The sequence below is a fragment of the Acidithiobacillus sp. HP-2 genome (genome assembly GCF_015100155.1).
In the GTDB taxonomy this organism is placed as follows: domain Bacteria; phylum Pseudomonadota; class Gammaproteobacteria; order Acidithiobacillales; family Acidithiobacillaceae; genus Acidithiobacillus.
In genome coordinates this window covers 136,952-149,781 of the sequence record NZ_JACKZA010000001.1, presented here as the reverse complement: position 1 = coordinate 149,781, position 12,830 = coordinate 136,952, and the positions used below count along the sequence as shown (strand labels likewise).

General features: G+C 55.0%; 11 protein-coding genes and 2 riboswitches. All 11 genes read left to right on the top strand.

The annotated features are described in order from the left end of the window. Positions 1-283: 283 nt before the first annotated feature. A riboswitch (TPP riboswitch) is annotated at positions 284-380 on the top strand. A 67-nt stretch (positions 381-447) separates the two neighbouring features. Next, complete coding sequence (gene thiC, locus H7F11_RS00740; protein WP_193650703.1) at positions 448-2,334, top strand: phosphomethylpyrimidine synthase ThiC; 1,887 nt, start codon at positions 448-450, stop codon at positions 2,332-2,334. Positions 2,335-2,647: 313 nt separating this feature from the next. Continuing rightward, positions 2,648-3,868, top strand: coding sequence for an IS110 family transposase (locus tag H7F11_RS00735; protein WP_193649413.1), 1,221 nt, complete (start codon positions 2,648-2,650; stop codon positions 3,866-3,868). A 258-nt stretch (positions 3,869-4,126) separates the two neighbouring features. Continuing rightward, positions 4,127-4,190, top strand: a riboswitch (Fluoride riboswitch). 51 nt (positions 4,191-4,241) lie between these two features. Further along, positions 4,242-5,183 (top strand): respiratory chain complex I subunit 1 family protein, encoded by a 942-nt coding sequence (locus H7F11_RS00730; protein WP_193650434.1) that lies wholly within the window; start codon positions 4,242-4,244, stop codon positions 5,181-5,183. A gap of 9 nt (positions 5,184-5,192) precedes the next feature. Beyond that, on the top strand, positions 5,193-5,873 hold the full coding sequence (locus H7F11_RS00725; protein WP_193650433.1) for a hydrogenase: 681 nt from the start codon (positions 5,193-5,195) through the stop codon (positions 5,871-5,873). A 3-nt stretch (positions 5,874-5,876) separates the two neighbouring features. Continuing rightward, positions 5,877-7,340 carry a proton-conducting transporter membrane subunit gene (locus H7F11_RS00720; protein ID WP_193650432.1) on the top strand — a complete coding sequence of 488 codons (1,464 nt, stop codon included), beginning with the start codon at positions 5,877-5,879 and terminating at the stop codon, positions 7,338-7,340. Next, entirely contained in the window at positions 7,337-8,830 is a 1,494-nt protein-coding gene (locus H7F11_RS00715) for a nickel-dependent hydrogenase large subunit (protein WP_193650431.1), read from the top strand. The genes H7F11_RS00720 and H7F11_RS00715 overlap by 4 nt, the downstream gene beginning before the upstream one ends. Positions 8,831-8,839: 9 nt before the next feature. Further along, complete coding sequence (locus tag H7F11_RS00710) at positions 8,840-9,631, top strand: 4Fe-4S binding protein (RefSeq protein WP_010639337.1); 792 nt, start codon at positions 8,840-8,842, stop codon at positions 9,629-9,631. Beyond that, positions 9,621-11,585: a proton-conducting transporter membrane subunit gene (locus H7F11_RS00705; protein ID WP_193650430.1), complete on the top strand. Its 1,965-nt coding sequence runs from the start codon at positions 9,621-9,623 to the stop codon at positions 11,583-11,585. Before H7F11_RS00710 ends, H7F11_RS00705 begins: the two co-directional genes overlap by 11 nt. A gap of 17 nt (positions 11,586-11,602) precedes the next feature. Then, complete coding sequence (gene crcB, locus H7F11_RS00700; protein WP_031571590.1) at positions 11,603-11,980, top strand: fluoride efflux transporter CrcB; 378 nt, start codon at positions 11,603-11,605, stop codon at positions 11,978-11,980. Between the two features lie 14 nt (positions 11,981-11,994). Beyond that, on the top strand, positions 11,995-12,312 hold the full coding sequence (locus H7F11_RS00695; RefSeq protein ID WP_031571589.1) for a DUF190 domain-containing protein: 318 nt from the start codon (positions 11,995-11,997) through the stop codon (positions 12,310-12,312). Continuing rightward, positions 12,309-12,710 carry a HEAT repeat domain-containing protein gene (locus H7F11_RS00690; RefSeq protein WP_193650429.1) on the top strand — a complete coding sequence of 134 codons (402 nt, stop codon included), beginning with the start codon at positions 12,309-12,311 and terminating at the stop codon, positions 12,708-12,710. The genes H7F11_RS00695 and H7F11_RS00690 overlap by 4 nt, the downstream gene beginning before the upstream one ends. Positions 12,711-12,830 lie beyond the last annotated feature (120 nt).

Below are 12,830 nucleotides of genomic sequence, written 5' to 3'. Positions count from 1 at the left end.
GGGAAATTTTATTAATCACCTGTTAAATAAATGGTACATAAATTTTCAACACTATGATTATAAATATAGAAAATTTTTTTAACCAAATCCGTATGTACTAATTTTGTTACACATAAATTTTGGTCTGCACCAATGTGGGGACAGATAGTGTATGCACTCCCAAAAATGGTGCTTTTTATTTATTTCTGACTCGTTACTGCCCCATGAAAGCAATCGTCAGTTTGTTATTATCTGCGACGTCCGCTTGACAGTTAGGTGCGATATCCCTTAGTTTGCGAAAATGTATTAACGCTGGGGGCGTCTGCCAGGGGGCAGGCTGAGAGGAACCCTTGGAACCTGATCCGGGTCATGCCGGCGTAGGGAAGCGCTACAGGATCAACTGTCTGCGTCCTTCTTCCGTGTCCCGATCATGTTTTTCGCAATGCACTGGAATTTGGAGGAAGCACAATGGCGACACGTCCCACCGATATTACCCATGACATGCAGGAAGCCACGGTCACCACGGGATCCATACCGGGTTCCCGCAAGGCCTACTTCAGTGGTGAAATGTACCCTGAATTACGCATTCCCCTGCGCGAAATCCAGCAGACCGACTCCCGCAACCGCGATGGTTCGGTGGAGCATAATCCGAATATTCCCGTGTATGACTGTAGTGGTCCCTTCACTGATCCTGATACCCAGATTGATATTCATGCGGGACTCCCTGCTACCCGTTGGCAGTGGACTGCCATGGAGGCGCCTCTGGAGCATCGTCCTGAACCGAGTTCGGCTTATGGTCGGGCCCGCCTCGCTGATGTCAGAACGGCTGATTTGCGTTTTCAACAGCGCCGCGAAATCCGGCGGGCCGCAGAAGGCGCAAATGTCTCCCAAATGCATTATGCACGACGTGGAATCATCACCCCGGAAATGGAATATGTGGCTATTCGTGAAAATCAGGGTCTGGAAAAATTGCGCGCCACCCATCCCGAACTGTTTCGCGCGCATCGTGGTGAATCCTTCGGGGCGCAGATTCCGGATGTGGTCACCCCGGAATTCGTCCGAGAAGAGGTTGCCCGAGGTCGTGCCATCATTCCGGCCAACATCAACCATCCCGAACTGGAACCCATGATCATCGGCCGCAATTTTCTGGTCAAGATCAATGCAAACATCGGTAATTCAGCGGTCACTTCTTCCATAGCCGAAGAAGTCGAAAAAATGGTCTGGTCCATCCGTTGGGGGGCTGACACCGTGATGGATTTATCCACCGGAAAGCATATTCATGAAACCCGCGAATGGATTATTCGCAACAGCCCTGTTCCCATTGGTACCGTACCCATTTATCAGGCCCTCGAAAAAGTCGACGGCAAAGCCGAAGATCTGACCTGGGACTTATACCGCGATACGCTGATTGAGCAAGCCGAGCAGGGCGTGGATTACTTCACCATTCATGCCGGAGTATTGCTGCGCTATGTGCCCATGACTGCCCGACGGCTTACGGGTATTGTTTCCCGGGGTGGTTCCATCATGGCCAAATGGTGTCTGGCGCATCATCAGGAAAGTTTCCTCTACACCCATTTCGAAGAAATCTGTGAAATCATGAAAGCCTATGATGTCAGTTTTTCACTGGGAGATGGCTTGCGTCCCGGTTGTCTGGCAGATGCCAACGATGAAGCGCAGTTTGCCGAGTTGCATACTTTGGGCGAACTCACCCGGATTGCCTGGAAGCATGACGTGCAGGTGATGATTGAAGGTCCCGGCCATGTGCCCATGCAGATGATTCGCGCCAATATGGACGAAGAGTTGCAGCACTGTTTTGAAGCCCCGTTTTATACTTTGGGACCCTTGACCACAGATATTGCTCCAGGCTATGACCATATCACCAGTGCCATCGGTGCAGCACAGATCGGCTGGTATGGTACTGCCATGCTCTGCTATGTGACCCCCAAGGAACATCTGGGCTTACCCGATAAAAATGATGTTCGGGAAGGGGCTATTACCTACAAGATTGCTGCCCATGCTGCGGATCTGGCCAAGGGCCATCCGGGTGCCCAGGTGCGGGATAATGCCTTGTCCAAGGCGCGCTTTGAATTTCGCTGGGAAGATCAGTTTCACCTGGGTCTGGACCCGGAAAAAGCCCGGGAATATCACGATGAAACCCTTCCCCAGGAAGGGGCCAAGTCCGCGCATTTCTGTTCCATGTGTGGACCGCATTTCTGCTCCATGAAAATTTCCCAGGATTTGCAGGAATACGCACAGAATCAAGGCGCAGAAGATCTGGAGGCAGCGCGCGCCCAGGGGTTGCAGGAAAAAGCCGAGGACTTCCGGCGTTTAGGTAAAAACATTTATTTGCGTTGAATGATAAAAACGGCAGTTGCCATAGGTGCTTTTTGCTCCGTTGTCCCTCGCCTGTTGTTCTAACGTCCATTGCGACTCGCGCCACCCCGGAGAATGAAAGAGAATGGGAGCGGGTGGCGGCGGATTGAGATCGCGCGAAATTTTGGTGACTTGATCCCGTTTCTAACGTGACCCGCCGGGCCGACTCGTACCCCGGATTGCCTCCATGAGAGCGCACATTAAGAGGACCGCCTGTGGCTTGCTGCAGGCAGGTTGATTCGGCATCGGCATCCGTTGCCTCCCGCGTTTTCAGTATAGATGGAGAGGAAAGCCAATGGAACTGAAACCCATTTTTCAACGTGTGATCGGCCTGGATATTCATCAGGCACAAGTCACGGCCTGTGCCATCATAGGCAACCCGGATGGCACTGTGGAGGTAGAGCGCCGTCAATTTGGCGGCTTCAAGAAAGACCGTCGGGCCTTGGCGGATTGGTGTGCGACCTGGCAGCCGGATGCAGTGGTCATGGAGAGTACTGGGATTTACTGGAAAAGCCCCTATGCAGCCTTGGAGCAGGTCGGCATTCGTGCCCAGGTCGTCAATGCCCGTCACGTCAAACAGGTGCCCGGGCGCAAAACCGATGTTGGCGATGCGGAATGGCTGGCCATGCTGGCGCGCGCGGGCTTGTTACGCGGTTCCTTTGTCCCGCCGGCGCCACTGCGGGAATTACGCTTGATTGCCCGCCAACGCCAGAAGTTGGTCGGCATGCTGGCCTCCGAAAAGAACCGGCTACACAAGGTGCTGACCGACGGGGGGATCCGCCTGGGCGTGGTGGTCAGCGACATTCATGGTCAATCGGCACGCGCCATGATCAAAGCGCTGTTTCAGGGCGCCACGCCCCAGGAGGTACTGTCCCTGGCGAGCCATCGCCTCAAGGCCAGCCGGGAGGAGATTCTGGATGCGTTGCAGGGCGATTTGAGTGCCTGCCATCGTTTTGTTCTGGACGAAGTGATGCACCATATCGAAGCCCTGGAAGCGCAGATCGCGCGCTTCGATACCCGCTTGCTGGACGGTTTGGCCCCGCAACAGCATGCACTGGCGTTGCTGCAGACCTTGCCGGGAGTGGATACTATAGGTGCTGCCTTATTGCTGGTGGAAATCGGGGACGATATGAAGGCCTTCGGGAGTGCCGATCGCCTGGCGTCGTGGGCCGGTCTGTGCCCGGGCAACAACGAATCGGCCGGTAAGCGCAAAAGTGGTCGCACCCGGAAAGGGAATCCTTACGTGCGCCGCGTCTTGTGCGAATGCGCCCATGCCGCCAGTCGCACCCAATGCGCCCTGCGCACCAAATTCCAGAACCTGGTCGTGCGCCGAGGTCATAAACGATCCATTATCGCCTTGGCCCACAAAATGCTGCGCATCATCTACTTCATGCTCTCTCGCGGCACATATTACCGGGACGCCGCCACCGATTATGAAGCCTTGAGCGTACAACGTAATGCCGCACGCTGGATTAAAAAGCTGATCAAGTTCGGATTCCTGCCCGATCCGGCATAACCGCTTTCAGATCCCGTCAAATGGTCCTCACAGGCCAGGGACTTCTGTGCCCGTAATCCCATCTCTTTCACATTAAGGCTCATCCTGCTGTCAGGAGAGAACTCGCCCTTTGGGCTCAGACAGATCTCCTGACGGACGCAGGATTTCGCCAAGAACAACAACGGCTCAGAACAAAAGTCGCTGCAAAACACCCACGGCAACTGCCGTTTTTAGAATAAAACGCGCTTGACCCGTTTTCTGTCTCTGCATATCATCAACACAAATTATGGCGATGGATTCCGCCCAATAACCGCCTTTATAGGCTAATGACTCCTACAGATCCCGACTGCAAGGTTGGGTAACTGGTCGTTAGTTAAACTTATAAGGGGAATCTATGCTTGGCGACATCGTCCTGCAGTGTGGGCAGGTTCTCACCGTGATGTTTCTGGCACCACTGCTGCATGGCTTCATCACCACCGTGGAGGAGCGTGTCCAGCGCGGCAAGGGACCTTCCATTTTCCAGCCCTATCGCGATCTCTGGAAACTGTTCAACAAGTCGTTGCTGGTACCCGAATCTGCCACCTGGGTTTTCTTCTGGGCACCCGTAGTTGCGTTCACCGCCATGCTCATCGTGCCGATGCTCATTCCGGTGCTGACCAACTTCCCCCTGCCGCTTTCGGACATGGGCGACATTCTGGGGGGCGGGCTGATTCTGACCCTGGGCAGCTTTTTTATCCTGCTGGCCGGCCTGGATACCGGCCAGCCCTTCGGTGGCCTGGGTTCCAGCCGCGCAGTCATGCTCGGCATTCTCGCCGAACCGACGCTGATCCTGGTATTTGTAGGCATCACTTTTCTGGACCATTCCATGCTGCCTTTTGTCGCCAATCATCTGTTGGCCAAAAATCCGGTAGCCTACTGGAGTCCCGCCCATATTTTCCTGATTCTGGCTTTTTTCATTCTGCTGACCGTAGAAACTGACCGCTTGCCCATTCATTCCACGATCCCCTATGAAATCTACATGATTGATGAGGCGCGCATCCTGGAATATTCCGGCCCCCTGCTGGCTCTGCTGAAATGGGCAAGCTGGATGAAACAGTTCATTTTTTACACGATTTTTCTCAATGTATTTCTGTTTCCCTGGGGTTTGTCCACCACTGGCAGCTTTCCGTCAGTGCTCCTGGCCCTGCTGATCATCCTGGCCAAATACGGCGTGATCGGCCTGCTTATGGTGGGCGTCGATACCATGCAGTCCCGTCTGCGCTTTTATCGCTATCAGGAGCCCCTGGCGCTGTCTTTTCTTTTTGCCGTATTGGCCATTGTTGCCGACCAACTATAGGAGCGACCCATGCTGATATTTCATCTCGGTCCGCTGGCCACCTCATTATTCAGCCTGCTGGCGATCCTCGCGCTGGTTTTATCTTTTGTCATGCTCGCTTCACACTGGCTGAAAAATCATGTTTATGCTTTTGCGGCGGAATCCTGGACCATTGCGGCCATTTCTGCATCCATTGGCTACTATGGACATTATCCCGAGCTGTATATTATTGCGGCATTGACGGCCTTGTTTCGGGGCACCTTTTTACCCTATCTGGTCCTCCGACTGGTCAAACGACTGGATATTCAGCGCGAATTCACCCCCCTGCTGAAACCTTCTTCCAGCATGATTATCGGTGCCGCACTGGTGATTTTTTCCTATGAGGTATCCAGGCAACTCGGTGTTGCCCTTCATCTGACTGACAATATTGCCGTGCTGGCCCTGACCTGCATGTTCAGCCTGAAACTCATCGGCTTTTTGATGATGATTTTGCGTTCGGAGGCTATCAGCCACATTCTTGGCTTGCTGGTCATCGAAAACGGAATATTTCTGGGCTCACAGATTCTGGTTCCGGGTATGCCCGCCCTGCTTGAGCTGGTGATCATCTTTGATTTGCTGACAATCGTCATGGCCTTCGGCATGCTGGTCCGATTCCTCCAGACCCATGCCGGTACAACCAGCAGTCGTGGCCTGCAAAAGCTGGTGGGTTAAGCCATGGTGAATTTTGATGCACTGATTGCCGCACTTTGGATCATCCCCGCCGTCGCCATCATTCTGATGCTCGCCCTGCGTCTGCCGCATCTGGCCGAATATCTCAACCTGCTGACTTCCATAGCAGTTTTCGGCCTGACTCTGGCGATTCTCGTGGCCGTTCCCGATAAGGCTCTGGTCACCGGAGAGCAATACATTTTATTGACCCCTCTGGGGGCCTGGGTGCTGTTTTGCGTGGGCCTGGTTTATCTGCTGGCGTCCATTTACGCCATTGGCTACATGCGCCTGCTGCCCGAAGAAAAACCCCGACTGCACAAATACTATGCCCTGCAGGCGGGTTTTGCCTTGACCATGCTCATTGCGCCGTTGATGAACAATCCCGGTATTTTCTGGATTGCCATTGATTTCACGACCATTGTCAGCGCTTTTCTTGTGGGTTTCGAGAAAGAAGCCGAATGCATCGAAGCGGCCTGGAAGTACCTGATTGTCGTTTCTGCGGGGCTGGCCCTGGCCCTGTTGGGTATTATCCTTTTTTACTGGGGTGGCACCTTTGTGCTCGGCCCGACTTATGCCCTGACCTGGGCCAATCTCCGTGAAATCGCCCCCAAGGTTCCCGAAACCCTTTTGTTTTTGGCTTTTCTCCTGACGCTGGTGGGTTTTGGCACCAAGGTGGGTCTCGCCCCCATGCATACCTGGCTACCTGATGCCCACAGCGAAGGCCCGGCCCCGGTGTCCGCCATGCTTTCCGGTGCTTTGCTCAACATTGCCCTGCTGGGGATTTATCGGTTTTTATCCATTGTCGACAGTGGCGGTTACAGCCTCATGGGGCACACTGCACTACTGGTACTGGGCGTAATATCCCTTTTTGTGGCAGGCCTGTTTATCGTTCGTCAGGATGGCGCCAAGCGCATGCTGGCCTATTCCTCCCTGGAACATATGGGAGTACTGGCCATTGGTTTCGGCTTTGGTGGCCCCATTGCCTTTGCCGGAGCCATGTATCACATGGTCAATCACTCCATGAATAAATCCCTGATGTTTTTCGGGGCGGGCAACATGATGCGTGCTTACGGCACCAAGTCCATGAGTAAAATGCGTCAGGTACTGCGCTACTATCCGGTGACGGGCGCTCTCTGGTTACTGGGTGCTGTGGCTATTACCGGAGCCCCGCCCTTCGGCTTGTTTTTATCGGAGCTGACCATTTTGCGGGGTGGCATTCTCAGCCCCAACCCTTGGGCAGTCTGGGTGATGGCCATTCTGCTCATTCTCATATTTATTGCCTTCATGAATCATTTCCGGCGCATGATCTGGGGTCCGGAACCGGAACCCGATGAAGTGCCCACCCTCAATTTATCCCTGTGGAATAGCCTACCCATGTGGCTGGCCCTGATTCCTGTGCTGGTACTGGGACTTTGGTGGCCCAGTGGCTTGTGGGGATTTTTCCAACAGGCATTTATGGTGCAGCCATGAATATGCACAGTCCCATGAATAATTGCAGCATTCGCTCTGTCACTGCGGGGCAGCTTGCAGCAGTCGCTCAGGAATGCCTGGATCAGCAGATGCGTTTCCTCATGGCCTGGCATGACTGGGAAGGGCAGCAATGCGTCGTGCGTTATTTGTTGAGCCAGAAAGACAATCCCGAATTTGTCCTGCTGGAATTACGCGGCACGGATACCATTCCTTCGCTCGCAGCGCTTGTACCGCTCCTGGGCTGGTACGAACGGGAAATGCAGGACCTGGGCGGTCTGCATTTTACCGGGCATCCCGAACCCTTTCCCCTCATTATTCACGAAGGTTTCAGCATTCCCCAGCCGCCCCTCGGCATAAACGGCAGTTCAGGTCACCTGAGCGGCCTTTACCAGCCCCCCACCATGCCCGAAGTGCAGGGGGATCAGGTGCAGGATTTGTACTGGGGGCCGGTGCGTGCTGATGTGGTGGAAACTGGTGAATTTCACTATTCCTATATTGGTGAGGCCATTCTTCACTACCATCCGCGCCTGTTTTTCAAGCACCGGGGCATGGAAGCCCGTTTTGCCGGCCAGGACGCGCAGCGCAGTGTTTACCTGGCCGAGCGGGTTTCCGGAGTGGGCAGTGCCTGCCATGCTCTCGCCTATTGTCAGGCCGTTGAAAATGCCTGGGGCATTGAAGTCCCGCCCCGGGCGCAACTGCTGCGGGTGATCCTTGTGGAACTGGAGCGTCTCTATAACCATTTCCACTATTTTGGACAGCTGTCCAAAACCACGACCCTCAAAGTCGGTGCCGCCACCGGCTTCCTGATGGAAGAAAAAGTCAAACAACTGGCCGGAGAATTAACGGGTTCCCGCTATTTACGTAGCCTGCTGCGGGTAGGTGGGCTCCGCCGGGACTTGCAGGCCGAGCATTTGGCCCATGCTCTGGAGCCCATCATTGATGAAGGCGAGGCTTATCTGGATCGGTTGCAGCAAACGGCGACCCACCTGGATCGCCTGATGGGCACCGGCGTACTTTCGCCAAGTGCCGCTTTTGATCAGGGGGCTACCGGTCCCGTCGCCCGCGCTTCCGGGCTCGATCGTGATTTGCGCCGGGACCATCCTTATGCGGCTTACCACAAATTACGTTTCAACGTACCAGTGCGCCAGAAAGGTGATGCCATGGCCCGTAGTGATGTTCGTGGGGAAGCCCTGCGGGAAGCCATTGCCCTGCTGGTACAGGCTTCGGGTCGTCTCAAAGCCGGTCCTGTGCATGCGGAATTCGACGTGCCAGGCGGAGCACAGCAGGGCCTGGGCTGGGCCGAAACCCCGCGAGGCACGCTGATTTACGCCGTCCGCATTGAGGATGGACGCCTGCAACGGGTCAAAATCAAATCGCCCTCGTTTTCCAACTGGCGGGTGTTTCCACTGACGGTACACGGTACCAACATGATGGATTACGCCATTAACGAAGCAAGCTTCGGCCTCACCATTGCCGGTTGCGACCGCTAGGAGAAAATCATGCCATTATGGACCTGGACAGGACTTAAAGCCGGTAAGGCTGCTACCCGCTGGCCCCAAAGTGGACCCGATGGTCAGGAAGGGGTATTGGGAATGCCGCGCCTGGATATCGCGGCCTGCCGCAGCGGTTGTGATCTTTGTGTGGAGAGCTGCCCCACTCAGGCCATTCATCAGGTGGATGGCGAACCGGTGATCGATTATGGGCGCTGTATTGTCTGCCAGCGTTGCGTGGAGGAATGCCCTGAGGGGGCCATGCAAAGTTCCTACGACTGGGCTTTTGGCGTGCGTCAGCGCAGTGATCTCATCTGGTCAGCGGCACTGGAAAGTGCTGAGGCCGCAGACCTTCGCAAACGCATTGCGGCCAGCCAGCGCCGCAGTCTGCACATTCGCCATGTGGACGCCGGTTCCTGCAATGCCTGCGAGTCCGAAATCAGTGCGCTGGACAATCCCTTTTATAATTTGCACCGACTGGGCATTTTCTTTACGCCCTCACCGCGTTTTGCCGACCTGCTGATGGTCACGGGACCCGTAACCGCACCCATGCACGACGTACTGCTGGCCACCTGGGAAGCCATGCCCGAACCACGTAGTGTCATGGCTACCGGCACCTGTGCCGTCTCAGGCGCGCCCATGGATGAGGGTTATGCCGGAGGATCGGGACTGGAAGGCATTCTCCCGGTGGACATCTGGCTGCCGGGCTGTCCACCCAATCCGGCAGCACTCATTCATGCCCTGCTGCTTCTGGTAGAACGCATGCCGCAAAAAGTAACAGGAGGCCAATATGCTCAATAGTTTCCTGCTGGGCGCACTGCTTTTTGTTCTCGCCATTATTCTCGGTCTGCTGCGTCTCAGTTCCGGCGCACGGATTGCCCTCATTTTTGGCACCGTGGCGATACTGGTGGGCAGCGTCCTCAGTCTGCTAGCAGGATCTGGCCCTGACACTGGACAGCTTTGGTCCCTGGGCAGCATTCCCGTGACCTGGCACCTGCAGGCGGCTGCCGCCTGGCTGGTCTTCTGGGGTGGACTCGCCGCGTTGGCCGCCTTCCTTTCCCCCAGCCGCGCCAAAAATCCCGGCATCTGGATGTCCGGGGCAGGGCTGGCTTTACTGGGAAGTCTCGGGGTTGCCGGTTTACAGGAAGGGATCGCCTTTCTGATTGCCTGGGAATTTTTGAGTTTTGGCGGCGCCATCATGCTGCTTGCCGACGGACTGCAGAATCGTGAAAAAAGCGGTCAATCCAATTTGTATATGCTGGCCCTGCTCGAGATTGGCGCTGTCGCTTTATTGCTGTGCCTGCTCTTACTGGGAGCCAGGAATACTGAATTTACGGCCTGGGCGGGGTCCTGGGCAACTTATGGATCAGCGGCCTTTGGCATTGCCATTCTGTTCATCATTGGCTTTGGTGCCAAGCTGGGCATTTTGCCCTTCTACGAGTGGTATCCCGGTGCCTACAGTAGCGGCAGTGGCGCATCGGGGGCATTATTATCCGGTATCATCCTCAATGTGGCCTATTTTGCCCTGGGCCGGGCCGTGCTCGACTGGCTACCCCGGAGCAGCGCTACCGGCACCGGTATTTTACTGGTTGCATTGGGCACCATCACCGCTATTCTGGCCATTTTATATGCCTTTCAGCAGGAAGACTGGCGCCGCCTGCTGGCTTTTTCCACGGCTGAAAACGCCGGATTAGCGGTCGTCGCGCTGGGTGCCGCCTCCCTGTTCCGGGCTGACGGTCTGAATATGCTCAGCACCCTGGCCTGGACCGTAGGTCTCATTCATCTGGGCGGTCACAGCCTGGCCAAAGGCAGCATGATGCTGAGTGCCGACCGGGTCGCCAGTGTGCGTGGCGATTACCACATAGCGCAGAGCCGGGTGCTGGCACTCGCTCCCTGGACCCTGGGCATCGGCGCACTGCTGGGCGCCATGAGTCTGGCCGCCATGCCGCCTACTGCCGGGTTTGCGGGAGAATGGTATTTATTCCAGACGGTCTTTCAGGATTTTCATCTGACCAGTTCTGCCGCCAGAGTCACCCTGGCTTTGGGTGGAGCGGGATTGGCACTGACTGCCGCCATCGCCCTGGCCACCATGATCAAGGTTTTCGGCCTGGGTTTACTGGGTCGCGAGGAAAATCAACACCGTATTACCGGACGCTGGCCCATTCTTGCTTTGGGCCTGCTGGTTCTGGGGTATGCTGCAGCACTGCCCTGGACCCTCGGCTTTCTCGCCGACGATAACTGGCCCGCTGTTCCCGCCGCCCTGGCCAGCATGGTGAAAGGACCAATCCTGATCCCTCTGCGTTTTCATTTTGCCTTTATTTCACCTCCGCTGCTGCTGCTGATGGGACTGCTACTATCCCTGATTCCATTAGCCATGCTGGGCTGGAGCCATCTTCGTCAGGGGCGCAAACGGGTGCCGGTCTGGGGTCACGGATTACGCCAGATACCGGCCAATAATGCGGTCACGGCTTTGGCTTTTTCCAACGCTTTGCGTGAATTCTACAGCTTTGTCTACCGTCCCCGTACCAATACCCGAAGAAGCCATACCGAGCGGGATTATTTTGTGCGGGAATTGCGCTTTGATTACAGTCAGGCCCCGGTATTCGGTCCCTGGTTATTTCGTCCTGTGGTGCGCTTTGTGCAGATCATGAGTGACCGGCTGGGACTGGCCTTACAAAATGGTTCCCTGAATGCCTATCTGGCCTATATCGGAGTAATGCTCATCATTATTTTTGCGAGTGTTTTTTATATTTAATTAATTAAGGAGTAGAAATGTTTGCCACTTTCGGCTTCATCGCCATATTTGCCGTTTTGGGTGCCTGGGCACGATACGGACAGAGTCTGCTGGTCCAAACGGTATTCGGGCGGGGTTTTCCATGGGCAACCCTGAGTATCAACGTCATGGGCTGTTTCATCATGGGCTTTCTTTTTTTTGAAACTCTCGAACGTATTTCTCTCAGTCCGGAATTACGTACAGGCATGCTTACCGGGGGCCTTGGCGCTTACACCACCTTCTCGACCTTCTCCCTGGAGACTCTCGTTCTTTTTGAAAACGGCGAAGCACTGAAAGGTTTGCTCTATATGTTTTCTTCACTGTTCCTGTGTGTGGCAGCGGCATTTGCCGGTGCCTGGGTATCCCGCAGTATTTAAGAGAGGTGAAAATCATGACCAGCGTTTCCGTAGTCCGTATTTACATCAAAGAAGGCGATAAACACGATGGCCACAATTTGATGGAGGAGATATTTCGTATGCTCCACGATCAGTACAAAGTGCATGGGGTCACCGCCTTCCGGGGTATTGCCGGCTTTGGCAGCAAGGGCGTGGTGCATGCCGATGATGTATTGCGTCTGAACGTGCATCTGCCCCTGGTACTGGAGTTTTTCGACGAGCCGGAGACCGTCGATGCGGTCATGCCCCACCTGCTCGAACTGGTACCCGGCAATCACATTCTGCGCTGGGAAGCTGACTGCGGCTGCGCATGAATCATCATTACTGCCCGCTCTGCTTCGCTGAAATTCCGGTTGCTGTAGAGATTTGTCCGGCCTGTGGTCGCAACATTGAGGCCTGGGAACGACAAACCCCTTATTATGATCGTCTGATCTGGGCACTCAAAAATCCCCATTCGGAAGTAAGAATGGGGGCCATACTCAGTCTCGCCAATCAGAACCATGCGGAAGCGGCAGGCCCTCTTGCTGAATGCGCAATGTCTTACCCCGTAGATGTTATACAGGGGCTGGCCGTCATCCGCGCCATAAAAAGTGTCCCGGATAGCCCGGAAAAAGTTTCCGCGCTGCAGGGATTAAGCCATCACGCAGCACATGCCGTCAGGGTCGCCGCAGAAGAAGCGTTGAATACATCAACATCATTGCGCCTTGCATAACAATAACACAGCAGTCAGCACCAAGGGTTTGGATTCATCTCCAAAATCAGAACGGAGGAATTTGTTCTACAATCAAGAAATGGTTGAGGGTTGTGTATACAGCCACATTGATCGTCATCA

Bases quoted from the DNA above. Each gene is read 5' to 3' on its own strand.
- thiC (WP_193650703.1), top strand. From the start codon at position 448: ATGGCGACACGTCCCACCGATATTACCCATGACATGCAGGAAGCCACG.
- H7F11_RS00735 (WP_193649413.1), top strand. From the start codon at position 2,648: ATGGAACTGAAACCCATTTTTCAACGTGTGATCGGCCTGGATATTCAT.
- H7F11_RS00730 (WP_193650434.1), top strand. From the start codon at position 4,242: ATGCTTGGCGACATCGTCCTGCAGTGTGGGCAGGTTCTCACCGTGATG.
- H7F11_RS00725 (WP_193650433.1), top strand. From the start codon at position 5,193: ATGCTGATATTTCATCTCGGTCCGCTGGCCACCTCATTATTCAGCCTG.
- H7F11_RS00720 (WP_193650432.1), top strand. From the start codon at position 5,877: ATGGTGAATTTTGATGCACTGATTGCCGCACTTTGGATCATCCCCGCC.
- H7F11_RS00715 (WP_193650431.1), top strand. From the start codon at position 7,337: ATGAATATGCACAGTCCCATGAATAATTGCAGCATTCGCTCTGTCACT.
- H7F11_RS00710 (WP_010639337.1), top strand. From the start codon at position 8,840: ATGCCATTATGGACCTGGACAGGACTTAAAGCCGGTAAGGCTGCTACC.
- H7F11_RS00705 (WP_193650430.1), top strand. From the start codon at position 9,621: ATGCTCAATAGTTTCCTGCTGGGCGCACTGCTTTTTGTTCTCGCCATT.
- crcB (WP_031571590.1), top strand. From the start codon at position 11,603: ATGTTTGCCACTTTCGGCTTCATCGCCATATTTGCCGTTTTGGGTGCC.
- H7F11_RS00695 (WP_031571589.1), top strand. From the start codon at position 11,995: ATGACCAGCGTTTCCGTAGTCCGTATTTACATCAAAGAAGGCGATAAA.
- H7F11_RS00690 (WP_193650429.1), top strand. From the start codon at position 12,309: ATGAATCATCATTACTGCCCGCTCTGCTTCGCTGAAATTCCGGTTGCT.